The sequence below is a fragment of the Tenacibaculum singaporense genome (assembly GCF_003867015.1).
Lineage (GTDB): Bacteria > Bacteroidota > Bacteroidia > Flavobacteriales > Flavobacteriaceae > Polaribacter > Polaribacter singaporensis.
Genome location: NZ_CP032548.1, coordinates 102,001 through 125,253, shown reverse-complemented (window position 1 = coordinate 125,253; position 23,253 = coordinate 102,001). Strand labels below are relative to the sequence as shown.

The following is a 23,253-nucleotide window of genomic DNA, read 5'->3' as shown; positions in this document are numbered from 1 at the left end:
TGATGAAAGTAAAATGTTTAGTGGTTGATGATGAACCTTTAGCAAGAGAATTAATAGAGAATCATATATCAAAAATACCAGCACTTGAAGTAGTAGGGAGCTGTGACAATGCATTGAAAGCATTTGAAGTTATAAGCTCTCAAAAAGTAGATTTATTGTTTTTAGATATAAAAATGCCAAATATTACAGGAATAGACTTTTTAAAAACAATTAAAAATCCTCCAAAAACAATTTTCACAACGGCTTATAGAGATTACGCACTTGAAAGTTATGATTTGGAAGTACTAGATTATTTATTAAAACCAATAACTTTCGAGCGTTTTTTTAAAGCAGTAGATCGTTTTTTGAGGTCAATAAAGGAGAGTGATATACCTATAACTCAAGAAAGTGAAAATACAGAAGAGTTTTTGTTATTGAAATCAGGAAGTAAGTACCACAAAGTCTTTATTGGAGATATATTATTTATAGAAAGCTTAAAAGATTATGTAAAAGTTCATACTGTTAATGATAAACGTGTTGTAACCAAGTATAAGATAAGCGATTTTGAAGAAAAGTTAAACAGTGATTTTTTAAGAGTTCACAGATCTTATATTATCAATACGACTAAAATATCAGCTTTTACAATTAACGATATTGAAATAAATTCAAAAGAAATTCCAATAGGAGCTAGTTACAAAGAAAAGGTAATCTCTTTTTTGAATCAATGGAAATAGAATTTATATTTTCGTGCTATGAACAAACCGGTTTTTACAGTTGAAGAAATAAAAAGAAAGATTGAGCAGTATTGTGTGTATCAAGATCGATGTCATAAGGAGGTAGAAGGAAAACTGAAAGAATACCGTTTAATTCCAGAAGCAAGAGAACATATTTTATTACACTTGCTAGAACACAATTTTTTAAATGAAGAACGCTTTGCCAAAAGTTTTGCTAGAGGAAAGTTCAGAATAAAAAAGTGGGGAAAAGACCGAATTGTTAGGGAGTTGAAATTCAGAGAAATTTCTGCTTACAATATAAAATCTGCCTTGAAAGAAATTGATGAACAAGAGTATATCAAAACTCTTTACGAATTGGTAGAGAAAAAAAACACATCAGTCTCAGAAACCAATCATTTCAAACGAAAAAAGAAAATTGCTGACTATCTTTTATACAGAGGGTTTGAAAGTAATTTAATTTACGAAGCTTTAAAAACTATTGATTCTTAAATAAGCTGTCAAGGTTTATTTCACTATCAAATTGCTTCTTAGTGTAAACTGTATTAATCTTATCGTTAACACTGCTAAAAAGCATCATAATTTTTTCAACTTGACTGTTAACCTGTTGCGCAGAGATAGCAGGGATAAAGGTCATATCTGCTAAACGTAAAGTTTCATTTTCAAAAACATTAATACGAGCTTTAAAAGCAGGTGTTTTAAGGAGTTCTATATTTAAACTGTCCTTTAGTTGTTTTGTAAGTGTTTTTAGTTCTAAAGCATTGTTTAAAGCTTCAGTGGGAGTTGTGTTTTTCAACTCTTGCAAAAAATCCTCAACAATAAAGTATTCTTTCCAAGGTTTAATTTCATCAACGTATTTTTCATTTATTTTAGAGTAATCAGTATGCTTAACCGAAATATTCATTTCAGTTTTAGTAGGTAACTCTTCTTTTTGCTCATTCTTCTTTTTACAAGAAGTAACTAAAAAAAATAAAGAAGCAATAACAAATAAAAAACGACTCATTTTAATAAAATAATTAAGCGATAAAAGTACATATTTTACTTGGTATTCTTTACGGAATTAAATTAGAAGTTTGAAATCAGTAAATTAGCTGTCTCTTTTGTAGATAGTTAAAAAAGAACAAATGCTTTTTGCGAAATCTTAAATTTAATAACTTTGCAAACATCTATTTTTGAATAATTTAAAATGAGTGAAACGATATTAATTTTAGGAGCTTGCGGGCAAATAGGAACAGAATTAACCCAAAAATTACGTTCTATTTATGGAGCGGATAATGTAATAGCTTCCGATATTAGAGAAGGGGATGCAGAAATGATGAATTCAGGACCTTTTGAAATCATCGATGCTACCAATCAAGAGCAAATTTTAAGTGTTGTTCAAAAACATAAAGTAACTCAAGTATATTTAATGGCTGCAATGTTATCAGCAACTGCAGAAAAATATCCATTAAAAGGTTGGGATTTAAACATGACTTCGTTATTAGCGGTGTTAGAGTTGGCAAAAGAAAAGCATATTCAAAAAATATATTGGCCTAGTTCAATGGCTGCTTTTGGACCAACATCACCAAAAATGAATACGCCACAGCAAACCATTATGGAACCTTCTACGGTTTATGGAATAAGTAAAGTAGCAGGAGAACACTGGTGTAATTATTACCACGATAAATATGGGGTTGATGTACGAAGCATTCGTTATCCAGGAATTATAAGCTGGAAAACGTTACCAGGTGGAGGAACTACTGATTATGCTGTTGATATTTATTTTGATGCTTTGAAAAAAGGAACTTTTGAGTGCTTTTTGTCAGAAAATACACGTCTACCAATGATGTATATGGACGATGCTATCAATGCAACTATCCAGTTAATGCAAGCAGATGAAGAAAATATTAAAACAAGAACTTCATATAACTTAGCGGCAATTAGTTTTACACCAGCTGAAATAGCGACTGAAATTAAAAAATACATTCCAGAATTTACCATAACGTATAATCCAGATTTTAGACAAGCGATTGCTGATAGTTGGCCTCAAGTAATTGATGATTCAGCAGCAAGAAAAGATTGGGGATGGAGGCATAAGTTTGACTTAGCTTCTATGACTAAAGATATTATTACCAATTTACAAGCTAAGACTGAAGAGTCAGCAAAAGTGTAAGGTTGTATCTATGTTTTCGTCTATGTTATTCAAGTTTTATAATGAATTGTAACTTAGGTTACCTAAGATTTATTATAGATAAAATACTTTTGTAATAACAATACATTTACGATGAAAAAAATTATTCAAAATAGCTTAGAAAAGGCATTCTCTTACAGTGAATATAGAGATTTAGTAAGTGACTTAATAGCACAAGGAAAATCTACAGGACCTAATCAATCAGATGATTTATTAAACTATAGTAAGTTAAATGATAAACGTATGAAGCGTTTAGACAAAACGGTAAAATTAACCGAAGAAACACTTGCTAAAATTAAAGATGTAAAAGAACCGCAAACTTGGTTAGTGTTAACTGAAGGATGGTGTGGTGATGCAGCACAAAACCTACCGGTAATAAATAAAATAGCAGAAGAAAATCCAAACATTAATTTAAAACTAGTTTTACGAGATGAAAACTTAGAATTAATGGACGAATTTTTAACGAATGGGGGAAGATCAATTCCTAAATTAATTGCTTTAAATAAAGAGAATGAAGTAATCAATACGTGGGGACCAAGACCTACCATAGCAACTAAAATGGTTGTTGATTATAAAGAGAAACATGGTAGTTTAGATGCTGATTTTAAAACAGATTTACAAGTTTGGTACAATAAAAATAAAGGAGAAAATACACAAGAAGATATAGTGTCAATGCTTCAATAATAAAACATATAAAATAACTAGAAACTCCCCTTTTTGTTTTTGTCAAAAAGGGGAATTGTTTTCTGTATCTTTGCGCTCATAATGAATAAATATGTTTGTAGAATTCAGTAGTTTATCAGAAGAGGCAAAAGTTTGGGTATACCCATCAAGTCGAAAATTTTACCCACAAGAAATTGACGGGCTGAAAGAAAAATTACACCATTTTGTAGAAGAGTGGAAGCCTGAAGATACTGATTTCAAAGTTTCTTTTGAATTGAAATACAATCGTTTCATTATTTTTTCTGTTGAAGAAGGTTCAGTATTAACGAATGCAGATATTGATAAACAAGTAGCATTTATTTTACAACTACAAAAGGAATATGAAGTGGAGTTGTTAGATAAAATGAATGTGTGTTTTAAGCAAGGAGAATTTATTCAGTACAAAGACGTCAAAGAGTTTAAAAAGTTGCTTAAAAACAAGTCTGTATCCGCTAAAACAATAGTTTTTGATAATTTAGTACAAACTAAAGTAGAATTAGAAAATTATTGGGAAGTGCCAATTACAGAAAGTTGGTATAGTAGATTTTTATAGGCTATTGATAAACTCATCAACACTCAATGCATTATCTACAGAAAAATCTCCAATCTTGGTTCTTCTTAAAACAGATAAATGTGCTCCAGAATTTAACACTTCCCCATAATCGTTGGCAATAGAGCGAATATAAGTTCCTTTACTGCACACAATTCTAAATTCTACGTTTGGTAAATCAATTTTGGTAATTTCAAATTCGTTGATTTCCACTTCGCGAGCCTTAATTTCAGTAGTTTCACCTTTGCGAGCTAATTCATACAAGCGCTTTCCGTCTTTTTTAATAGCTGAAAAAATTGGTGGTTTTTGCTGAATTTTACCAATAAACTGCTCTGTAGTTTTGTGTAGTAACTCTTCTGTTATATGCTCTGTAGGGAATGTTTCGTTAATTTCAGTTTCTAAATCATAACTAGGTGTGGTAGCACCCACAACAAACGTACCTGTGTATTCTTTTACTTGCCCTTGATATTCGTTAATGTTTTTGGTTTGTTTTCCAGTACAAATAATTAACAAGCCAGTAGCTAAAGGATCAAGAGTTCCAGCATGTCCCACTTTAATTTTTTTGATATTAAAATGCTTACGAATATGCCAGCGAAGTTTATTCACTACTTGAAAGGAAGTCCACTCTAAAGGTTTATCAATTAGTAAAACCTGTCCGTTTTTGTAATCTTCTGCAGTCATCTAGAAAAATAAAGAGTAGCCAATGGCAATTAAACCTACAATAGCGCAGTATAATGAGAAGTATGATAATTTACTCTTTTTAACTAAGGCTATCATCCAAGTACACGCTAATAATCCAGAGATAAAAGCAGCAACAAATCCAGCAGATAATGGAACGATCTCTGAGCTTTGAAAGTTAATATCTCCACTTAAAATATCTTTAGCAACTTTTCCTAAAATTAAAGGTACCACCATTAAAAATGAAAAACGAGCCGCTTTAGTTCGGTCTACACCTAATAATACAGATGTTGAAATAGTAGCTCCTGAACGTGAAATTCCAGGTAACATGGCAATTGCTTGAGAGATTCCTATGATAACTGAGCTTTTAAAAGAAACACTTTTGTTAGTGTTCTTAGCTTTATCAGCCAATAAAAGCAACACAGCAGTTACTAAAAGCATAAAACCTACTAATAAAACTTTTCCTCCAAAAAAACTTTCCAATTCTTTTTCAAAGGCTAAACCAATTACCACAGCAGGAATCATAGACAGCACAATTTTTACAGAAAACTGCATTTCTTCATTCCATTTAAATTGAAATAAACCTCTAAAAATCTCAGCAATTTCCTTTCTAAACACTACGACAGTACTTAATGCTGTTGCAGCATGTAAAACTACGGTGAAAGTTAAGCTCTCTTGAGGCACAGAAGTGTCTCCAAATAAAGCTTTTGCTAATTCTAAATGACCACTAGAGGATACAGGTAAAAATTCAGTAAGACCCTGGATAATTCCAAGGATAATTGCTTCTAATAAATCCATGCTTATTTTTTAGGATTGGCAAAAATAGCATAAATTTCTATACCTAATCCGATAATTACTAAGGTAGGAGCTAAACGAATTCTACGCCAACTATATATTTCTGGATTAAACACATTAGGATCATCACTACCGCCACCTGCCATTAAAATAAATCCTAAGGCAATTACAGCGATACCAATAAGCATAATGATATAGTTTCGTTTACCGAATAGAAATTCCTGTTTTGGTGAATTGTCTTTTTTCATAAATATTTTAGTAATACAAATCGTTAGTTTGTAAATTTAAGAATCGTTGTGTAGCAAAGAAGGTACTAATCCACGTAATAAAAAATGCAACCAATATAACTCCCCCAGCTACATACCCTAAAGCAACGTAATCTGTAAGTAGCTCTAATGTAGGAATGTATTTGTCTACATAATAAATTAAAATACCTAATCCGCTTATTGCTATAAAAGCTCCTAATAATCCTAGTTTTATACTTTGCCAAATAAAAGGTTTGCGAATAAAGCTTTTTGTGGCACCCACCATTTGCATGGTTTTTATATTGAATCGTTTTGAATAAATCGATAATCGGATAGAACTGTTTATTAAAATAATAGCAACCAACCCGAAAAAACCACTTAATACTAAGAGCCAAAAACTAATACGTTGAATATTTTTGGTAAGTAATTGTACTAACGGTTTGTCGTAACTTACTTCGGCTACAAATTTGTTTTTATCAAAAGATTTTTCAAGCTCACTCATTTTTTCAGGAGTTACGTAATCAGCTTTTAGATAAATGTCTATTCCGTTTTTTAACGGATTATCTCCTAAAAACTGTAAAAAATCTTCACCTAAATCTTTTTTATACTCTTTGGCAGCGTCTTCTTTAGAAATATAAACTACCTTATTAACAAACTCTTCTTTTTTAATAGACTCTTTAAGACTCTTAATATTTTTATCAGCAACTTCATCTTTTAAGAAAAGGGTCATAACTACTTTCTCCTTAAAATGATTTGCAACTTTTGTTGATTTTAAAAGGACTAGACCTAAAACACCAATCATAAAAAGTACAAGTGCAATACTTACTACTACTGATATGTATGAAGATTGTAATCGGCGTTTTTGAAAAGAATCAAAAGAGGTTGTCATTAGTAAATACTGATTTTAAGGCGTTGCAAGATACAAATATTTAATTTTTAAATACTTCCTATTCTTCTATCTCTTGGCATAACTCAATAAGTACACCATTGGTAGTTTTAGGATGTAAAAAAGCTACTAGTTTATTATCGGCTCCTTTTTTAGGAGTTTCATTCAAAACTGTAAAACCTTCACCTTGTAAACGTTTAATTTCTTCTTTTATGTTATCAACAGCAAAAGCAATGTGATGAATTCCTTCTCCCTTTTTTTCTATAAACTTGGCTATAGGGCTGTCAGGTTTCGTAGCTTCTAATAATTCAATTTTATTAGGGCCAGATTTAAAAAATGAAGTTTTTACACCTTCGCTAGCAACTTCTTCAATTTTATAATGTGATTCTCCAAAAAGAGAAGCAAATAACGAGTTAGATTTTTCTAAATCTTTAACGGCTATACCAATATGTTCAATTTTGTTCATAAGGTAAAAGTAATAAAAAGTCTTCTTAAAAGCTTCATAAAAAAACAAGAGTATATGCCATGAAAAATGAATAGTTAAAACATTTGTAGAGGTAAGGGGTTTTTCCTGTTTGTGGGTTGTAGAAGGTTAAGTAACCAGTTGATAACTCAGGTTTTAAAAGGTTTCTGTACGATTCTGTTTTTTTTATTAAGAAATAAGCCTTTATATTTAGAAAATCAAAAAATCAATTTTATTATGAAAAACACTAACCGACTTAAATTATTATTATTAACTCTTGTAATGAGTTTTGCTATTTCATGCGATAAGATAAATGGCAATAAATGTGATTGTGATGATTGGCAGTCTCAAGTGCCAGAAGGTACTTTTTGTTATTCTGATGAAGGAAGAACAAAAGAAATGCTAAACTACAAGGAAGTTATTCAAATGCTATCAAGTTATGATAGAACAAGAATTGCTCCACTAGAAGAAGCTTTAGGGTATGAAGATACACGTGCTAATACATTTGATTTTGTACAGTTCAAAAAGTACTTGGGACACGTAGAAAATTTGAGTAAAAAATCAAAAATTAAAATTACGGGAATTAGTTTTATTTCTACAGCTAAAGAAAATCATAATGATACTGGAAAAAACTACAGTAGCTTAATTTATATTCCTACAACTACAATTGATGGAAAGCAAATAGCTTTTGACCCTGTACAATCTGCAAAACAAGGAAAATTAGTAACGTTTAAAGAAATGCTAGAAAAGCATGGGTATAAATGGATATATAATACAAGAGAAGAGTTTGAGAAGGGAAAGAGAGATGATTACAATTATAGATTCAAAACTGTGAGAGAAAATAAAGCAGGATTTATGTTTGCTTCACCTCAAGATGATGAGTTATTAAGTGGAGCAGGAAACCTTGGTCAGTTAGCGCCACCTCATTAATACTTTATAAATGAAACTTGATTTTTTTATTCTTTTTTTGCAATCTGGAGCAGCAGCTCTTAGTGTATTTATATACAACAAATATAAAACAAAGTTTTTGTTCTTGTTAATGTTGTTTTTAGGGATGACGGCAGTTACTGAAGTTTATGCAAACTATGTTAAGTCTAAAGGAGGATCAAGTTTAAATTACTACCATTTGTATGTATTTATAGCATTTTTTCTTGTGTCTATAATTTATTTGAATATTATTAAAGATAGAAAAAAGAAAAAGGTGTTTTATTTCTTTGGGATAGGGTACACCCTTTTTTGGATAGCCATTTTTTTTAGAAGAGAATTATTTCCTTATTTAATAATTTTTGGAAATTTACTTGTAAGCATATATATATTATTATATCTGAGAGAGTTGTTATTATCAGATAAAATATTAAACTATAAAAAACTACCATCTTTTTGGGTAAGTGTGGGTTTTCTGATATTTTATATGTCATCAATACCTTTTTTTACCTTTTATAAATATATGATTGATAGGGATTTGTTTTTTGTTTTACATATATTAATTATCATAATGAATTTATTTATAATTTACGGATTAACTTGCAGCGAGAAGGAAGTGAAATATTAATCATATCTACTATAATTGTTATAGTCATTGTAGCTTTTTTAGTAATTCTTTTTACGGTGTTTCAACGTCGTAAGAATAAACTGTTGCAAGAAAGGGACAAAAATAAAAAACGTTATGAACGAGAGATTGCCGAGGCACAGATAGAAATAAGAGAAGAAACGTTAAGAAATATTAGTTGGGAGTTGCACGATAATATAGGACAACTCCTAACTTTAGCTAAAATACAGTTACAGCATGCTTCTCCTGAAAACATGGGAGAAATATCTGAAATTATAGCAAAAAGCTTAACAGAAGTAAGAGCTCTGTCAAAAATTATTAACCCTGATTTTATAAATAATATAAAACTAAAAGAGGCTCTAAACTTAGAAGTAGAGCGATTTAATAGGTTAAACTATATTGATGCTAAGTTAACAATTACAGGAGAAGAACAAGAGATTAATCAAAAACACGGAATTGTTATTTTTAGAATTCTTCAAGAGTTTTTTTCTAATACTATAAAGCATTCTAAGGCATCTAAATTAGACGTGTTTTTGAGTTATAAAGAAGATTCAATAGAGGTGAAAGCTCAAGATAATGGGGTAGGGTTTGATATGGAAAGAGCTAGGTTAAAAGGTTTAGGACTACAAAACATAAAAGCAAGAGCTAAACTAATTAACGCAGAGACCAAGTTTATGTCAGAGCCCCAAAAAGGCACAAGTTTAATAATAAATTACTATATTTAAAGAACCTTAGTGTATTTCCCCAACAACTAATAACCAATATAACCCACGAAATTATGAAATACTCAGTTGTTGTTGTAGATGATCATACGTTATTGTCACAAGCTATTGAAGGTATGGTAAATACTTTTGATAAATTTAAGGTGCTTTACACTTGCAAAAACGGTAAAGAAGTCGAAGAAAAGTTTTTAGCATCACCTAAAAATATACCAGATTTAGTTTTAGTGGATGTTAATATGCCAGTGATGAATGGTATTGAGACTACAGAATGGATAGTAAACAATTATCCTCAAGTTCATGTTATGGCATTGTCTGTAGAAGATGCTGACGGTACTATTTTAAAAATGTTAAAAGCTGGTGCTGTAGGGTATTTGTTAAAAGATACCAAAAAAGAAATTTTAGAGAAAGCGTTGTTAGAAATGATGGACAACGGATTTTATCACACCAAAAATGTAACCACGTTATTATTAGACTCTGTTTCAGGAAAGAACTCACGAAATAACCTAGCGTTTAAGGATAACGAAATAACTTTTATGAAGTTAGCATGCTCTGAATTGACATATAAAGAGATTGCTGAAAAAATGTTTTTAAGTCCAAAAACAATTGATGGTTATCGAGATAGTCTATTTACAAAGTTAAATGTAAGAAATAGAGTGGGCTTAGTTATGTATGCCATAAAAAATAAAATTTACACTCCGTAATTTTATGCTTAAATTTGCAGCATGGAAGAAACAAATAGACAGCGAAAAATAGCAGGAGTGTTGCAACAGGATTTGGTAGACGTTTTACAACGTGCTGCTCAAGATGGAATGAAGGGAGTGATTATATCGGTTTCTAAAGTTTCTGTTACTGCCGATTTGGGAGTAGCAAAAGTATACTTAAGTGTATTCCCTTCAGAAAAAAGAGATGAAATTATTGAAGGAGTAAAATCTAATACACCTTTAATTCGTCATGAATTAGCACAACGAACAAAAAATCAATTACGAAGAATGCCAGAATTGTTGTTCTTTGGAGATGATAGTTTGGATTATATTGAGGATATTGATAAGTCTTTAAAAGGAGAAGATGTCGACCCAATAAAAAATCCAGATGTTTTGCCTCGTCGTCAAAAACGTTAATAATTTTTGTTACTTTGGCTAGCTAAATTTATGAATGTTTGAACTTTCCTTTATACATAGCTAAGAGATACTTATTTTCTAAAACAAGTACTAATGCAATAAATATAATCACAGCAATAGCTGTTTTTGGTGTTGTAGTTGGTACGTTGGCATTGTTTGTTGTATTGTCTGGTTTTTCAGGATTAAAAACGTTTAGTGATTCATTACTTAATGCTTCTGATCCCGATATAAAAATTACCGCATCTAAGGGAAAGACTTTTCTGTATTCTCAAAAAATAGATAGTGTTTTACACCAAAATAAAGACATAGAAGCTGCATCAAAAGTAGTGGAAGAGCGTGTGTTTTTAAAATACAAAAACAAAGAGCACATAGCTCAAATTAAAGGTGTTGATTCTAATTATTCAAAAATTATTCCGACTGATTCTTTGCTGACAGTAGGTACTTGGATTGATGAAGAATATAAGAATACAGCAGTAGTAGGATATGGAATATCGTATAAACTATCACTGGGTATTTTTAATTTTGGGGAAGCACTTCAAATTTTAGTGCCTAAACCAGGAAAAGGGTTTATTAATGCTAATAATGCTTTTCGATCTGTTTCCACACAAATAGTAGGTGTATATACAGGGTCGGAAGAGTTTCAGAACAAATATGTGTTTACTGAAACTTCACTTGCTCAGGAACTATTAGGATATAACGATAACCAAATTACAGGAGTTGAACTTCGTTTAAAAAAAGACGTAGACTTTAATACATTTCAAGAGAATTTACAAACTATTTTAGGAGATGAATTAAAAGTACAAACACGTGCGCAGTTAAACACGTTGTATTACAAGGTAATTAATACAGAAAACTTTATCTCGTATCTAATCTTTACGTTAATTGTTGCTATTGCTTTGTTTAATGTGATAGGGTCAATCATTATGATGATTATCGATAAACGTCAAAACCTAAAAACGCTGTTTAATTTAGGAAGTAGTATAGACGACATAAAAAAGATATTTGTACTGCAAGGTTTCTTATTAACACTTGTAGGAATGGGAATAGGAATTGTTTTGGGTGTAATCCTGGTAATCATACAGCAACGTTTTGAGTTGCTAATGATTACACAAAATCTAGCATATCCGGTAGAGTTTAAGTGGTTAAACTTACTAGTAGTAGTTGTTACAATTTCAGCTTTAGGATATTTAGCAGCAAAAATTGCAAGTTCTAGAATTTCAAAAAGTTTTATTGAACGATAAGCTTTTATTTACCCTATTTCAGGAATCGTTGCATTTCCAAACTTAGCTTGTACCTCGTCAAAAGCTGCAAAAACATCTTTAGGATCGTCAGAAGTAACCATTTTCATTCTGTGTTCTTTAAAATGTGGAATTCCCTTAAAATAGTTTGTATAGTGTCTTCTTGTTTCTACAACACCTAAATGTTCACCTTTCCAGTCAATAGACATTTCTAAATGACGACGAGCCATATCAACACGTTCAGAAATTGTTGGTTTAGATAAATGTTCGCCAGTTTTAAAATAATGTTTTACCTCATTAAAAAACCAAGGATATCCAATAGAAGCACGACCAATCATACAGCCATCTAATCCGTATTTGTCACGCATTTCCATGGCTTTTTCAGGAGAATCAACATCCCCATTTCCAAACACAGGAATATGCATTTTTGGGTTGTTTTTTACTTCAGCAATTGGAGCCCAGTCAGCATTACCCTTGTACATTTGAGCACGCGTACGCCCATGAATAGAGATTGCTTTACAGCCGACATCTTGCAAACGTTCGGCAACTTCAACAATTCGAATAGAATCATGATCCCAACCCAAACGAGTTTTTACAGTAATAGGTAAGTTGGTGTGTTTAACCATTGCTTCGGTAAGTTTTACCATCAAGTCGATATCCTTTAAAATTCCAGCCCCAGCTCCTTTAGAAACTACTTTTTTTACTGGGCAACCAAAATTGATATCAATAATATCTGGATTCGTTTTTTCAACAATCTCGACCGAACGTAACATAGAATCTAAATTTGCACCAAAAATTTGAATACCCACAGGGCGTTCTTTTTCGTAAATATCTAGCTTCATTACACTCTTAGCTGCATCACGAATCAATCCTTCCGAAGAAATAAATTCAGTATACACTACATCAGCACCATTTTCTTTGCATAAAGCTCTAAATGGTGGATCACTCACATCTTCCATTGGCGCTAATAATAGCGGAAAATCAGGAAGTTCTATGTTACCTATTTTTACCATACCTTAAATTATGATGCAAAGTTAGGTTTATTTTTTGTGAGATTAAAAAACTCTAACAATATTAAACCCAAAAGCTACATCGTTAAACCAATCGCCTCTAGTTCTTGTTAAAAAACCAGAGTCATTACTGGCTCTTGAATTTGTAAATATTAATTGGAATACATGTCCACCTGTTTCTATGTCAAACCCAATTGTAAACGGATCTTTATATATAGAATCTTCATGACGATTAATATTTAGACCATAATCAGCATTAATACTCATTCTTTTGCTAATTTTTAATCGTCCTCCTACACCGACAATAAACCGATTAAGATTGGTATCGTTAGTTTGTATAAATTGTTGAAGATTGTTTTGACGAACAAAAGTGGGAGCTATTAGTAGTGATAAGTTTTTAGTTATTCTTCTTGAAGCTAAAATTTGAGCAGTTATGCTCACTCTATCCTTGAACTCTAAAGTTGGAAAATCTGAAGTTTTAGACTGTGTCTCAATATCGGTTGAAATATATCCTACTATATTTAAAGGAAATGTAGAGCTTTGTTTCTTAATACTAAGCTTTGTTGAACCAGAATAAGTTTTTTCATAGGAATCCCTACTCAAACTGAATTGAATACCATCCCAGAAGCTATAAACAAATTGAATTTTGGTATTAGCATCGTCTAAACCAAAAAAATTATCTAAACCACTAGAAAAAGGAGAAAATCTGTGTGCTACTATAAAGAAAAAGTCTCCTTTTCCAGCTATTTTAGTAGATTGCAAGTTGCCTATTTGTACAGCTTTAAATGCAGGTAGTTCGTAACTAGAATCTGCTTTTGTTTCGTTTTTTAGTTCATTTAGTAAATCATCTTGTGAAAAGGAATAGCTTATTGACAAGAGAAATAATAAGATGAGTGTTTTTTGCTTAGTCATTTGTGGTTTTTTTAATAATACATTGGTTAACTTTTAACTCCTCTAATAAATCATCATAGCCTATAACCACTCCTTTAATAGTGATAGGTTGGTTAATGGTTAGTAATTTGAAATTAACATCTTTTCTAAATTGACAATAGATGGATTTATCGATGATAACCCCTTCAGTATCTATAGAAGAAACATTTCCTGTTAAAATAACTGTTTTGTTGAGCCAAGGTTTTATGTCTTGTTTTAACGAGGTGAAAAAAAGTGAAGCTTCGCCGTTAAATTCAGCGTTTAATTCTTCTGTAGTTTTATGGGACTTATAGATGTAGTTAAAAAAAATAGTAGTTCCTAACAGTAGAAAAATAACGCTAGGGATTAGCCATTTTTTATTTTTTTTCAAAAAGCTCATAGTTTATGGTTATAATAACTGATTTAGCTATTTTATTTCTAACGATGCTAGGTATTTTAATCTTAAAATCCTGTGGTTTTACCGAAAAGGTAGAGTTTAAAAATATTTTATTTCCAGTTTTTATAATCTTAGCAGTAGTAATAATCTCCTTGTCAATACCCCTAACATTAAGAATTCCAGTAATTTTATATTCTTTTTCAGAAACTATTTCATCTATATTAAAATCATGGATTTTCCCTTTGAAAGTAGCTTTTGGGTACTTATCTGAGTTCATGTAGTTTTCATTAAAATGTTCTTGCATCAAAGCAAGTCTAAACCTAAAAGCCTTAATCAATAAAAGAGAAGCAATTTCTCCGGTTTCTGTATTTAAAATTACCGAGGTACTTTTGTTTTTAGCTTCTACAGGTTCAAAAGTATCAACCGATGCTTTAAATTCAGTGTTGCCCGTGCGGGTGTAATATTTTTGGCAAAAAATATTCTGAGAAAGAAATAATAAAATTATAAGCAAACTTTTCATAAATTAATAAAATATGAAATTTAATCCTTTAATATAAATATAGTTAATTTTTTTAAATTACTGGCATTTAATTTGTTACGAGTGTTTTGTGTGCTTTGATTTTTGGAGCTTACTTATTGCAAAATTGTTCTTTTTAAGTAATTACGTATATTTCGCTTTTTAACTCACAAACTTTTTTATTGGAACTCCCTTTTGAACCTACTTTATTTGGTTATACGGTTAACATTCATCTTGTTTTAGAATATTTAGCGTTCTTTTTAGCCTTTCGTTATTATGTTTTCTTACGTAAGAGAAAGAAAGATTATATTTCTTCTAATAATAGGTTGTCAATTATTTTAGGAGCCGCAGCTGGAGCTTTAATTGGTTCCCGACTAGTGGGAGTATTAGAAAACCCAATAGTCACTTTTTCTACAGAAAACATCATTCAATTATTGAATGTAAAAACTATTATGGGAGGTTTGTTTGGAGGTTTATTAGGTGTAGAAATTGCAAAAAAAATAATAGGAGAAACAAAATCTTCTGGTGATCTGTTTGTGCTGCCAATAATTGTGGGAATTTTTATAGGAAGAATAGGGTGTTTTCTTTCTGGAATTAATGAATTTACCTATGGAAGAGAAACTGCTTCTTTTTTAGGTATGGATTTAGGAGATGGAGTGTTAAGGCATCCAGTTGCATTATATGAGCTGGTGTTTTTAGTAGGGTTATTCATCAGTTTAAAATACATACAAAGGAAATACTTATTACAATCTGGAGAACTTTTTAAGCTTTTTATGTTAGCTTATTTTGGTTTTCGCTTTTGTATAGAGTTTTTAAAACCCAATACTTTTTTAATTTTCGGTTTAAGCACTATTCAAATACTATGTATAGTTTGTTATGTATATTACATAGGTAAAAGTTGTAAACTTCTCACAGTTTAAGTTATTTCCCTTTTCGTTTGGTCTCACTTTAATAGTTGTTTTTATCTATGTAAGAAAATGTTTCCATACTTGATATGGGAAGGTTTTTGTATATTCCCAAGCCTAATTTTGGGTTAATTTACTAGTTAAGGAAGATGTACTCTTGGTAACTTCCTTTAGGAATTTAAAGCAATAAAAAATTTATGAAATCAGAAACTGAGCAATTTATAATAGAAAATTTCAAAGAGAGTAAAGATTTTCTTATAAAATTTTATGGTACAGAAGTGCCACTTTTTTATGAAAAGTATAAAAGAGCCCAAGGGTGTAATCCTAGTATAAATTTGTTTAAGTCATTGTTTATTTTCCCTCTTCATGGTTTTGAAGAAGTGAAATATAAAAGTGATAGAACTCAATATTTTGACGCAGCAAGACCTTCAATGTTAGAGATGTCAGATGATTTATTTTCTGGTTTGGCTCCATGTGAAGCTGTCACATTAATATCTCCATTAAATTATATAGGGATTGATGGGTGTGGGGGAGACTTTTTCGCTAATTTCTCTTCTGTTGATGAGTCAATTTATCATACTTGGGAAGAATATGATGGTTTTAGTCTTATAAAAGATACGTTATCTTCTATGATTGAAAGAGCTAGTAATCCAGTAAAAGAGTTATACCAATTAATGCTTGTTGAGTATAAAAATGAAATTGAGAATTTTACTTATTGTAAAGCTGAAGACCAATTTGATCTTGTCAACCTAGAAATGGGTTTAGGGATGAGTGACTTAGCTCTTTTGATTTATTCAGGTAATAAAAAGAATGATATTCATTTAACTTACTCTCAAGATTATTTTGAATATTATTTCAACGATCCTAAAAGTGAGTATTTTAATTTTGATAATGCAGTGTCAATTTTAAATAGTAAACTAGCAATGGTCTACTATAGTTTTTATTTCGCTCGAAAAAAGAAAAAACTTAAAAAACTATTAAATGTTACGACTAAAGTAAAAGGACAAAACTTAAAATTTCTTCGCAATTATTTTGAGAAAATTATTGATACTAAATGGGAAAAATCTGAAGGAATTTATATAGCTAAAAAAGATTTTAAACCAAGAAATTAATGATGTTAGTTTTACAACAAAAGTACACTTACAAAGAGTTTCATAGCTTTTTAGCAATACCTTTAACTTCATAAACTTATAATTTTAAAAAAATGCCAGAAAGAAAATATAACTACTACGATTTTACATTGAGTTTATGCTCTGAATGTTTAAAAAGAGTAGATGCCAAAATTGTATTTGAAGATGACAAGGTTTATATGCTTAAGCGTTGTAGAGAGCATGGAAGTTCAAAAGTGTTAATAGCTGATGATATTGAGTATTATAAAAATATCAGAAACTATAACAAACCTAGTGAAATGCCCTATACGTTTAATACAAAAACAGCTTATGGATGTCCTTACGATTGCGGATTATGTCCAGATCATGAACAGCATTCATGTTTAACCGTTGTTGAGGTTACAGATAGATGTAATTTAACTTGCCCTACTTGTTATGCAGGTTCATCACCTACTTACGGACGCCATCGAACACTAGAAGAAGTAAAAGCGATGTTAGATGCTGTGGTGAAAAATGAAAAAGAACCTGATGTGGTACAAATCAGTGGAGGAGAACCAACGATACATCCACAATTTTGGGAAATTTTAGATTATGCAAAATCACTTCCTATTCGGCATTTAATGTTGAATACTAACGGTATTAAAATAGCGAAAGATGTTGCTTTTGCTGAACGATTGAAAACCTATACACCAGATTTTGAAATTTACTTACAGTTTGATTCTTTCGAAGATAGTGTATTGAGAGAGTTAAGAGGAGCAGACTTGAATGAAATTCGCAAAAAAGCAATTGAAAACTTGAATAAGTTAAATCTATCAACAACCTTGGTAGTTACGCTTCAAAAAGGATTAAATGATCACGAAATAGGTAAAGTAATTGATTATGCCTTGCAGCAAAAGTGTGTGAGAGGAGTTACGTTTCAACCAACACAAATAGCAGGAAGGTTAGAAAGTTTCAACCCTGAAACAGATAGAATGACGCTTACTGAAGTTAGAAGAAAAATAATGGAACAAACAGATGTTTTCAACGCTGACGATTTAATTCCAGTACCGTGTAATCCTGATGCTTTGGTTATGGGGTATGCTCTTAAGTTGGGAGGAGAAGTGTTTCCGTTAACTAGATATATTAATCCCAATGATTTGTTAGATAATAGTAAAAACACCATTATTTATGAGCAAGATGAAGCGCTACACGGAAAAATGATAGAGTTATTTAGTACAGGGAATTCTGTTGAAGTAGCAGAAGAAAATTTGAAATCAATAATGTGTTGTTTACCAAATATTGATGCACCAGAGTTAGGGTACGATAATTTATTTAGAGTGATAATCATGCAGTTTATTGATGCTTATAATTTTGATGTACGAGCTGTAAAAAAATCATGCGTGCATATAGTAGACAAAGGCAATAAAATTATTCCTTTTGAGACGATGAATCTCTTTTATAGGGATGATAAAAAAGAGTATTTAGAAAAGTTAAGACAAGAAATATAAGAAAAAGGATATGGTATTTTTAGAAGTAGGTGACCTTTCAGGTCTATTCGTAATTATAGGCTTAATTATGTTTGGTCCACCAGTGTTACTAGCTGTTATTGGAGCAGCTATTAGAAAAAAAAGTAAAACAGCTTCAAAAATATTTTACATACTGGCTGTTTTGTATTTGATAATTGGATTAGGTATATGTGGAGGTGTGCTTAGTTAAATAGGTTAAAGAGGATGTTTAATTTTCGCTATTTATTTTGTTTGTAGTAGCCTGCAAATAAAGTATCTTTGCAAATTACAAGTAGTTAGAATTACGACGAATGAATCCATTCTAGATATTGAGCTAATAAAAGTTTTATGTCACATGTCTAGAAATGGCTTGAGAAACTTTATATTGAATGAAGAACATTAGAAATTTTTGCATAATTGCACATATTGATCATGGTAAAAGTACCCTTGCAGATAGATTGTTAGACTATACAGGGTCGGTTACTGAGCGTGAAAAACAAAATCAGTTACTTGATAACATGGATTTAGAACGTGAACGTGGAATTACCATTAAGTCACACGCTATTCAGATGGACTATGTTTATGAAGGTGAAGATTATATATTAAATCTCATTGACACTCCAGGTCACGTAGATTTTTCTTATGAAGTTTCTCGCTCTATTGCAGCATGTGAAGGAGCATTGCTAATTGTAGATGCGGCACAAAGTATACAAGCACAAACTATTTCTAACTTATATCTAGCGTTAGAAAATGATTTGGAAATTATTCCAGTATTAAATAAAGTAGATTTGCCTTCAGCAAACCCAGAGGAAGTAACAGATGATATTGTTGATTTATTAGGGTGTGAGCCAGAAGATGTAATTCACGCAAGTGGAAAAACTGGTTTTGGAGTAGATAATATTTTAAAGGCAATTATTGAAAAAATTCCTGCACCGAGTGGAAATCCCGATGCACCTTTAAAAGCATTGATTTTCGATTCAGTATACAATTCGTATCGTGGAATTGAAACCTACTTTAGAGTAATTGATGGTTCTATTAAAAAGAATCAACAAATAAAGTTTATGGCTACAGGTAGACAGTATGGAGCCGATGAGGTAGGAACTTTAAAACTAAGCCAAGTTGTAAAAAACGAAATTAAAACTGGAGATGTAGGTTATTTAATTACAGGAATTAAAGCAGCGAAGGAAGTAAAAGTAGGAGATACTATTACCGATTTTGCCAATCCAACTACTGATAGAATTGAAGGATTTGAAGATGTAAAACCAATGGTATTCGCAGGAATTTACCCTGTAGATACTGAAGATTACGAGGAACTACGTGCTTCAATGGAAAAGCTACAATTAAATGATGCTTCCTTAGTTTTTCAACCAGAAAGTTCAGCAGCACTTGGTTTTGGTTTCCGATGTGGATTCTTAGGAATGTTACACATGGAAATTATTCAAGAGCGTCTAGAACGTGAATTTAATATGACGGTAATTACTACGGTTCCTAACGTAAGTTACCATGCATTCACAAAGAAAAACCCTGATGAAGTTATTATCGTAAATAACCCATCAGATTTACCAGACCCATCAAAGTTAGATAGGGTAGAAGAACCATTTATCAAAGCTTCAATCATTACAAAGGCCGATTTTGTAGGACAAGTAATGTCGCTTTGTATTGAAAAACGCGGACAAATTGTAAATCAAACCTATTTAACTCCTGAGCGAGTGGAGTTAATTTTTGATATGCCGTTGGCAGAAATCGTTTTTGATTTTTACGATAGATTAAAAACAGTATCTAAAGGATATGCGTCGTTCGATTACCATCCAATAGGAATGCAAAAGTCAAAGTTAGTTCGTGTAGATATGCTACTTAATGGACAAATAGTTGATGCGCTTTCAGCTCTATTACACGATAGTAATGCGTATTCAATAGGAAAACGTATTTGTGAGAAGTTAAAAGAACTGATTCCAAGACAACAATTTGATATTCCTATTCAAGCAGCAATTGGAGCAAAAATTATTGCTCGTGAAACTGTAAAAGCTTTACGTAAAGATGTAACTGCAAAATGTTATGGAGGAGATATCTCTCGTAAACGTAAATTATTAGAGAAGCAGAAAAAAGGTAAAAAGCGTATGCGTCAAGTAGGAAATGTAGAAATTCCACAGCAAGCGTTTATGGCAGTGTTGAAGTTGAATGACTAGTTTTTAGAAATTAGAATAGATAAACAAGAACATATAAAATCCCCGTTTTGATGAAATCAAAACGGGGATTTTATATTAGATTATCAAATTTCCAAATTGTTACATTGAATTTTAATCCCTATTTCCTAAAACTTGTAAAGCCCAATACAATAGCATTGCTAAAGAACCTAGAGCAGCTACTAAATACGTTCTTGCAGCCCACTTTAAAGCGTCTTTAGATCCAGCTAGTTCTTCACGAGTAACCATGTTTTTATTTTCTAACCAAGCTAAGGCTCTATTACTTGCATCATATTCAACAGGTAAAGTTATAAAACTAAAAATGGTACCTAAAGCCATAAAAGCTAAACCAGCTAGTGCTATATAAAAACCAATACCCGTACTACCAGAAGCAGCACCAAAAGCAATACCACCAATCACCATCCATTGAGAAAAACGAGAAGTAATACTTACCATAGGCACTAGTTTAGATCGCATTTGTAAATATTCATAAGCTCTAGCATGCTGTACAGCGTGTCCAACTTCGTGTGCAGCAACAGCAGCTGCGGCAGCATTTCGTTGGTTGTACACAGCTTCACTTAAGTTTACAGTTTTGTTTTGTGGATTATAATGATCTGTTAACCTACCAGGTGTAGAAATCACCTGAACATCGTAAATACCGTGATCAGCTAGCATTTTTTGTGCAATTTCTGCACCACTCATTCCGTTTCGTAAATGAACTTGAGAGTATTTTTTAAACTTGCTTTTTAACGTATTACTCACTAACCAACTGAAAAGAGATATAATACCAATTAGAATATAAAATCCTATCATAATCTATATAGTTTTAAAATTTTGTATCATTTTTGTTGGTTAAATTTACAACATAAATTATTCCAAATTATTAACGGTATAAAAAAATGTCAAAATGGCAAATCAACCTAAAATTTTAATAGTTTACACAGGCGGAACTATTGGTATGGTTAAAGACTATAATACTGGCGCACTAAAAGCGTTTGATTTTAGTCAAATCTCAAGTAAAATCCCAGAATTACAGCAGCTTAATTGCGAAATTAATACGATATCGTTTGATGAACCAATTGATTCATCAAACATGAGTGTACATTACTACATACAAATAGCAGATATAATTTCCGATAATTATGACAAGTTTGACGGATTTGTAGTGCTAACAGGCTCAGACACCATGTCGTATACATCGTCAGCAATAAGCTTTATGTTTGAAAATTTACAAAAGCCTGTGATTTTTACGGGATCACAATTACCTATTGGAGATTTACGCACAGATGCTAAAGAAAATTTAATTACATCTATACAAGTTGCATCGGCCTATGAAAATGGCAAACCAGTGATTCAGGAAGTAGGATTATATTTTGAATATAAATTATATAGAGCAAACAGAACTACAAAAATAAATGCTGAACAATTCGAAGCTTTTGCTTCTATGAATTATCCACCACTAGCAGAAAGTGGAGTGCATTTAAATTTTAATTACCCATTACTACTAAAGCCAGAGGAGAATAAGAAAGATTTAGTAGTGAGAAAGAATTTAGATAATCATGTAGTTATTTTAAAGTTATTCCCTGGTATAACAGAGTCTGTAGTGAGAAGTTTTATGAATATTCCAGATTTAAAAGGAATTATTTTAGAGACCTACGGATCAGGAAACGCACCAACTGAAAAATGGTTTGTTGATTTGTTGGAAGAATCAGTAAATAAAGGAATTTATATTGTTAATGTAACTCAATGTAAAGGAGGAAGTGTAATTTTAGGACATTATGAAACAAGTTCGGAATTAAAACGAATTGGTATTGTTGATGGTAAGGATATTACAACAGAAACAGCCATAGCCAAAATGATGTATTTGTTAGGAGAAAAGCTTTCAAAAGAAGAATTTACGCATTATTTTCAAACACCACTTAGAGGAGAAATGGCTTAGTTTGTAAATAAATCGTTAATTTTGTGCTTGTAACTGCTTGAAATACTATAGAAAAGAGTTAAAAAAGGTGTGGTTAATAGAAATCCTATAGATTTTTTTTAATGTACCAACATTTTTTTGTTACTTGCCACTCTGTAAAATTAAAAGCGTAATAAGTACAAGTAAAGAATTACTTATTTGTAAAAAAATAAGATATTCATAGTAAAATTTGTATTTTTAACCCGTTAACTATTTAAAATTAATTATAACAAAATGAAAAAAGTAGTAAATATCCTAACTATTACAGGATTTATGTTTTTAGGAGCTATTCAATCAACTTATGCTCAAGAAGCTGAGAAAACTTTTCACCAAGAGTTAAAGCAACGTTTTATTGAAGGAGACCCTAAGTTTATGGGAATTGTATTGGTAGCCTTAATTTTAGGTTTAGCTATTGCAATTGAAAGAATTATTTATTTAAACATGGCTACAACTAATACTAAAAAATTAGTAGCTAGCGTTGACGAAGCATTAAGTTCAGGTGGTGTAGAAGCTGCTAAAGAAGTTTGTAGAAATACAAAGGGTCCTGTTGCCTCTATCTTTTACCAAGGTTTAGAAAGAGCTGATGAAGGATTAGATGCTGCTGAAAAAGCTGTAGTAGGATACGGTGGAGTACAAATGGGATTATTAGAGAAAAACGTTTCTTGGTTATCTTTATTTATCGCATTAGCACCAATGTTAGGATTCATGGGTACTGTAATTGGTATGATTGATGCATTTGATAGAATTGCTGTAGCAAACGATATCTCTCCAGCGGTAGTAGCAGGTGGTATTAAAATTGCATTATTAACAACAGTATTTGGTCTTATCGTAGCGATTATTTTACAAATTTTCTATAACTACATTATTTCGAAGATTGATAGTATCGTTAACAACATGGAAGACGCATCTATCTCTTTAATCGATTTATTAGCTAAGTATAAAAAATAATCAATCAA

Annotated in this window: 29 protein-coding genes; 18 read left to right on the top strand and 11 right to left on the bottom strand. The window is 31.2% G+C overall.

Features of this window, described 5'->3' with window-relative positions; genetic code table 11:
- Positions 1 to 2 precede the first annotated feature (2 nt).
- Both D6T69_RS00600 and D6T69_RS00595 read left to right on the top strand, forming a co-directional pair.
- Complete coding sequence (locus D6T69_RS00600; RefSeq protein WP_125065962.1) at positions 3 to 713, top strand: LytR/AlgR family response regulator transcription factor; 711 nt, start codon at positions 3 to 5, stop codon at positions 711 to 713.
- 18 nt (positions 714 to 731) lie between these two features.
- Positions 732 to 1,202, top strand: coding sequence for a regulatory protein RecX (locus D6T69_RS00595; RefSeq protein WP_125065961.1), 471 nt, complete (start codon positions 732 to 734; stop codon positions 1,200 to 1,202).
- Here D6T69_RS00595 and D6T69_RS00590 read toward each other — a convergent pair.
- Complete coding sequence (locus tag D6T69_RS00590; RefSeq protein WP_125065960.1) at positions 1,189 to 1,713, bottom strand: hypothetical protein; 525 nt, start codon at positions 1,711 to 1,713, stop codon at positions 1,189 to 1,191. The two genes, D6T69_RS00595 and D6T69_RS00590, sit on opposite strands and share 14 nt — an antisense overlap.
- Positions 1,714 to 1,896: 183 nt before the next feature.
- Between D6T69_RS00590 and D6T69_RS00585 the strand changes: the two genes are divergently transcribed.
- From D6T69_RS00585 to D6T69_RS00575, 3 genes are all read left to right on the top strand, one after another.
- On the top strand, positions 1,897 to 2,862 hold the full coding sequence (locus tag D6T69_RS00585; RefSeq protein WP_125065959.1) for an NAD-dependent epimerase/dehydratase family protein: 966 nt from the start codon (positions 1,897 to 1,899) through the stop codon (positions 2,860 to 2,862).
- A 111-nt stretch (positions 2,863 to 2,973) separates the two neighbouring features.
- Positions 2,974 to 3,564, top strand: coding sequence for a thioredoxin family protein (locus tag D6T69_RS00580; protein ID WP_125065958.1), 591 nt, complete (start codon positions 2,974 to 2,976; stop codon positions 3,562 to 3,564).
- A 91-nt stretch (positions 3,565 to 3,655) separates the two neighbouring features.
- Positions 3,656 to 4,135 carry an ABC transporter ATPase gene (locus D6T69_RS00575; RefSeq protein WP_125065957.1) on the top strand — a complete coding sequence of 160 codons (480 nt, stop codon included), beginning with the start codon at positions 3,656 to 3,658 and terminating at the stop codon, positions 4,133 to 4,135.
- Here the strand turns inward: D6T69_RS00575 and truB are convergent.
- Genes truB through mce form a run of 5 tightly spaced genes read right to left on the bottom strand, consistent with a single transcriptional unit; the run spans position 4,130 to position 7,202 of the window.
- Positions 4,130 to 4,813 (bottom strand): tRNA pseudouridine(55) synthase TruB, encoded by a 684-nt coding sequence (truB, locus tag D6T69_RS00570; protein WP_125065956.1) that lies wholly within the window; start codon positions 4,811 to 4,813, stop codon positions 4,130 to 4,132. The genes D6T69_RS00575 and truB overlap by 6 nt on opposite strands.
- Positions 4,814 to 5,608 (bottom strand): undecaprenyl-diphosphate phosphatase, encoded by a 795-nt coding sequence (locus D6T69_RS00565; RefSeq protein ID WP_125065955.1) that lies wholly within the window; start codon positions 5,606 to 5,608, stop codon positions 4,814 to 4,816.
- A gap of 2 nt (positions 5,609 to 5,610) precedes the next feature.
- On the bottom strand, positions 5,611 to 5,853 hold the full coding sequence (locus tag D6T69_RS00560; RefSeq protein WP_047789969.1) for a DUF3098 domain-containing protein: 243 nt from the start codon (positions 5,851 to 5,853) through the stop codon (positions 5,611 to 5,613).
- Positions 5,854 to 5,860: 7 nt separating this feature from the next.
- Positions 5,861 to 6,739 (bottom strand): cell division protein FtsX, encoded by an 879-nt coding sequence (locus tag D6T69_RS00555; RefSeq protein WP_125065954.1) that lies wholly within the window; start codon positions 6,737 to 6,739, stop codon positions 5,861 to 5,863.
- Positions 6,740 to 6,797: 58 nt separating this feature from the next.
- Positions 6,798 to 7,202: a methylmalonyl-CoA epimerase gene (gene mce, locus D6T69_RS00550; protein ID WP_125065953.1), complete on the bottom strand. Its 405-nt coding sequence runs from the start codon at positions 7,200 to 7,202 to the stop codon at positions 6,798 to 6,800.
- Positions 7,203 to 7,436: 234 nt separating this feature from the next.
- Here mce and D6T69_RS00545 point away from each other — a divergent pair, with 234 nt between their 5' ends.
- Genes D6T69_RS00545 through D6T69_RS00520 form a run of 6 tightly spaced genes read left to right on the top strand, consistent with a single transcriptional unit; the run spans position 7,437 to position 11,829 of the window.
- Positions 7,437 to 8,129: a hypothetical protein gene (locus tag D6T69_RS00545; protein WP_125065952.1), complete on the top strand. Its 693-nt coding sequence runs from the start codon at positions 7,437 to 7,439 to the stop codon at positions 8,127 to 8,129.
- 10 nt (positions 8,130 to 8,139) lie between these two features.
- Positions 8,140 to 8,751 (top strand): hypothetical protein, encoded by a 612-nt coding sequence (locus D6T69_RS00540; RefSeq protein ID WP_125065951.1) that lies wholly within the window; start codon positions 8,140 to 8,142, stop codon positions 8,749 to 8,751.
- Positions 8,724 to 9,473 (top strand): sensor histidine kinase, encoded by a 750-nt coding sequence (locus D6T69_RS00535; RefSeq protein ID WP_125065950.1) that lies wholly within the window; start codon positions 8,724 to 8,726, stop codon positions 9,471 to 9,473. The genes D6T69_RS00540 and D6T69_RS00535 overlap by 28 nt, the downstream gene beginning before the upstream one ends.
- Before the next feature lie 50 nt (positions 9,474 to 9,523).
- Entirely contained in the window at positions 9,524 to 10,171 is a 648-nt protein-coding gene (locus D6T69_RS00530; protein ID WP_099215718.1) for a response regulator transcription factor, read from the top strand.
- A 21-nt stretch (positions 10,172 to 10,192) separates the two neighbouring features.
- Positions 10,193 to 10,588 carry a 30S ribosome-binding factor RbfA gene (rbfA, locus tag D6T69_RS00525; protein ID WP_047789979.1) on the top strand — a complete coding sequence of 132 codons (396 nt, stop codon included), beginning with the start codon at positions 10,193 to 10,195 and terminating at the stop codon, positions 10,586 to 10,588.
- A 38-nt stretch (positions 10,589 to 10,626) separates the two neighbouring features.
- The gene (locus D6T69_RS00520; protein ID WP_125065949.1) at positions 10,627 to 11,829 is read left to right on the top strand and encodes an ABC transporter permease; all 1,203 of its coding nucleotides are present in this window, start codon (positions 10,627 to 10,629) and stop codon (positions 11,827 to 11,829) included.
- An 8-nt stretch (positions 11,830 to 11,837) separates the two neighbouring features.
- Here the strand turns inward: D6T69_RS00520 and dusB are convergent, their stop codons facing one another.
- The 4 genes from dusB to D6T69_RS00500 are packed head-to-tail and all read right to left on the bottom strand — an operon-like array spanning position 11,838 to position 14,662.
- Positions 11,838 to 12,839, bottom strand: a complete 1,002-nt coding sequence (gene dusB / locus D6T69_RS00515; RefSeq protein ID WP_125065948.1) for a tRNA dihydrouridine synthase DusB — start codon at positions 12,837 to 12,839, stop codon at positions 11,838 to 11,840.
- Positions 12,840 to 12,881: 42 nt separating this feature from the next.
- Positions 12,882 to 13,748: a DUF5777 family beta-barrel protein gene (locus D6T69_RS00510; RefSeq protein ID WP_125065947.1), complete on the bottom strand. Its 867-nt coding sequence runs from the start codon at positions 13,746 to 13,748 to the stop codon at positions 12,882 to 12,884.
- On the bottom strand, positions 13,741 to 14,136 hold the full coding sequence (locus D6T69_RS00505) for a hypothetical protein (RefSeq protein WP_125065946.1): 396 nt from the start codon (positions 14,134 to 14,136) through the stop codon (positions 13,741 to 13,743). The genes D6T69_RS00510 and D6T69_RS00505 overlap by 8 nt, the downstream gene beginning before the upstream one ends.
- Positions 14,123 to 14,662 carry a YceI family protein gene (locus D6T69_RS00500; RefSeq protein WP_125065945.1) on the bottom strand — a complete coding sequence of 180 codons (540 nt, stop codon included), beginning with the start codon at positions 14,660 to 14,662 and terminating at the stop codon, positions 14,123 to 14,125. Before D6T69_RS00500 ends, D6T69_RS00505 begins: the two co-directional genes overlap by 14 nt.
- A 179-nt stretch (positions 14,663 to 14,841) precedes the next feature.
- On the opposite strand from D6T69_RS00500, the gene D6T69_RS00495 reads away from it, so the two are divergent.
- The 5 genes from D6T69_RS00495 (at position 14,842) to lepA (ending at position 20,343) form a co-directional block, all read left to right on the top strand.
- Positions 14,842 to 15,579 (top strand): prolipoprotein diacylglyceryl transferase, encoded by a 738-nt coding sequence (locus D6T69_RS00495; protein WP_125065944.1) that lies wholly within the window; start codon positions 14,842 to 14,844, stop codon positions 15,577 to 15,579.
- A 182-nt stretch (positions 15,580 to 15,761) separates the two neighbouring features.
- On the top strand, positions 15,762 to 16,676 hold the full coding sequence (locus tag D6T69_RS00490; protein ID WP_125065943.1) for a hypothetical protein: 915 nt from the start codon (positions 15,762 to 15,764) through the stop codon (positions 16,674 to 16,676).
- Between the two features lie 92 nt (positions 16,677 to 16,768).
- Positions 16,769 to 18,160: a radical SAM protein gene (locus tag D6T69_RS00485; RefSeq protein WP_125065942.1), complete on the top strand. Its 1,392-nt coding sequence runs from the start codon at positions 16,769 to 16,771 to the stop codon at positions 18,158 to 18,160.
- Between the two features lie 10 nt (positions 18,161 to 18,170).
- Positions 18,171 to 18,368 carry a hypothetical protein gene (locus D6T69_RS00480; RefSeq protein ID WP_125065941.1) on the top strand — a complete coding sequence of 66 codons (198 nt, stop codon included), beginning with the start codon at positions 18,171 to 18,173 and terminating at the stop codon, positions 18,366 to 18,368.
- Between the two features lie 178 nt (positions 18,369 to 18,546).
- The gene (gene lepA, locus D6T69_RS00475; protein ID WP_047789984.1) at positions 18,547 to 20,343 is read left to right on the top strand and encodes a translation elongation factor 4; all 1,797 of its coding nucleotides are present in this window, start codon (positions 18,547 to 18,549) and stop codon (positions 20,341 to 20,343) included.
- Positions 20,344 to 20,454: 111 nt separating this feature from the next.
- On the opposite strand, the gene D6T69_RS00470 is transcribed toward lepA, so the two are convergent.
- Positions 20,455 to 21,153, bottom strand: a complete 699-nt coding sequence (locus D6T69_RS00470; RefSeq protein WP_125065940.1) for a zinc metallopeptidase — start codon at positions 21,151 to 21,153, stop codon at positions 20,455 to 20,457.
- Positions 21,154 to 21,247: 94 nt separating this feature from the next.
- On the opposite strand from D6T69_RS00470, the gene D6T69_RS00465 reads away from it, so the two are divergent.
- Positions 21,248 to 22,279: an asparaginase gene (locus D6T69_RS00465; protein WP_125065939.1), complete on the top strand. Its 1,032-nt coding sequence runs from the start codon at positions 21,248 to 21,250 to the stop codon at positions 22,277 to 22,279.
- A gap of 252 nt (positions 22,280 to 22,531) precedes the next feature.
- Positions 22,532 to 23,245 (top strand): MotA/TolQ/ExbB proton channel family protein, encoded by a 714-nt coding sequence (locus tag D6T69_RS00460; protein ID WP_121146257.1) that lies wholly within the window; start codon positions 22,532 to 22,534, stop codon positions 23,243 to 23,245.
- The last annotated feature ends 8 nt before the right edge of the window (positions 23,246 to 23,253 follow it).

Bases quoted from the DNA above. Each gene is read 5' to 3' on its own strand.
- D6T69_RS00500 (WP_125065945.1), bottom strand. From the start codon at position 14,662: ATGAAAAGTTTGCTTATAATTTTATTATTTCTTTCTCAGAATATTTTT.
- D6T69_RS00580 (WP_125065958.1), top strand. From the start codon at position 2,974: ATGAAAAAAATTATTCAAAATAGCTTAGAAAAGGCATTCTCTTACAGT.
- D6T69_RS00575 (WP_125065957.1), top strand. From the start codon at position 3,656: ATGTTTGTAGAATTCAGTAGTTTATCAGAAGAGGCAAAAGTTTGGGTA.
- D6T69_RS00590 (WP_125065960.1), bottom strand. From the start codon at position 1,713: ATGAGTCGTTTTTTATTTGTTATTGCTTCTTTATTTTTTTTAGTTACT.
- rbfA (WP_047789979.1), top strand. From the start codon at position 10,193: ATGGAAGAAACAAATAGACAGCGAAAAATAGCAGGAGTGTTGCAACAG.
- truB (WP_125065956.1), bottom strand. From the start codon at position 4,813: ATGACTGCAGAAGATTACAAAAACGGACAGGTTTTACTAATTGATAAA.
- D6T69_RS00485 (WP_125065942.1), top strand. From the start codon at position 16,769: ATGCCAGAAAGAAAATATAACTACTACGATTTTACATTGAGTTTATGC.
- dusB (WP_125065948.1), bottom strand. From the start codon at position 12,839: ATGGTAAAAATAGGTAACATAGAACTTCCTGATTTTCCGCTATTATTA.
- D6T69_RS00470 (WP_125065940.1), bottom strand. From the start codon at position 21,153: ATGATAGGATTTTATATTCTAATTGGTATTATATCTCTTTTCAGTTGG.
- lepA (WP_047789984.1), top strand. From the start codon at position 18,547: ATGAAGAACATTAGAAATTTTTGCATAATTGCACATATTGATCATGGT.
- D6T69_RS00585 (WP_125065959.1), top strand. From the start codon at position 1,897: ATGAGTGAAACGATATTAATTTTAGGAGCTTGCGGGCAAATAGGAACA.
- D6T69_RS00460 (WP_121146257.1), top strand. From the start codon at position 22,532: ATGAAAAAAGTAGTAAATATCCTAACTATTACAGGATTTATGTTTTTA.
- D6T69_RS00540 (WP_125065951.1), top strand. From the start codon at position 8,140: ATGAAACTTGATTTTTTTATTCTTTTTTTGCAATCTGGAGCAGCAGCT.
- D6T69_RS00600 (WP_125065962.1), top strand. From the start codon at position 3: ATGAAAGTAAAATGTTTAGTGGTTGATGATGAACCTTTAGCAAGAGAA.
- D6T69_RS00560 (WP_047789969.1), bottom strand. From the start codon at position 5,853: ATGAAAAAAGACAATTCACCAAAACAGGAATTTCTATTCGGTAAACGA.
- D6T69_RS00545 (WP_125065952.1), top strand. From the start codon at position 7,437: ATGAAAAACACTAACCGACTTAAATTATTATTATTAACTCTTGTAATG.
- D6T69_RS00490 (WP_125065943.1), top strand. From the start codon at position 15,762: ATGAAATCAGAAACTGAGCAATTTATAATAGAAAATTTCAAAGAGAGT.
- D6T69_RS00555 (WP_125065954.1), bottom strand. From the start codon at position 6,739: ATGACAACCTCTTTTGATTCTTTTCAAAAACGCCGATTACAATCTTCA.
- D6T69_RS00595 (WP_125065961.1), top strand. From the start codon at position 732: ATGAACAAACCGGTTTTTACAGTTGAAGAAATAAAAAGAAAGATTGAG.
- D6T69_RS00510 (WP_125065947.1), bottom strand. From the start codon at position 13,748: ATGACTAAGCAAAAAACACTCATCTTATTATTTCTCTTGTCAATAAGC.
- mce (WP_125065953.1), bottom strand. From the start codon at position 7,202: ATGAACAAAATTGAACATATTGGTATAGCCGTTAAAGATTTAGAAAAA.
- D6T69_RS00480 (WP_125065941.1), top strand. From the start codon at position 18,171: ATGGTATTTTTAGAAGTAGGTGACCTTTCAGGTCTATTCGTAATTATA.
- D6T69_RS00565 (WP_125065955.1), bottom strand. From the start codon at position 5,608: ATGGATTTATTAGAAGCAATTATCCTTGGAATTATCCAGGGTCTTACT.
- D6T69_RS00465 (WP_125065939.1), top strand. From the start codon at position 21,248: ATGGCAAATCAACCTAAAATTTTAATAGTTTACACAGGCGGAACTATT.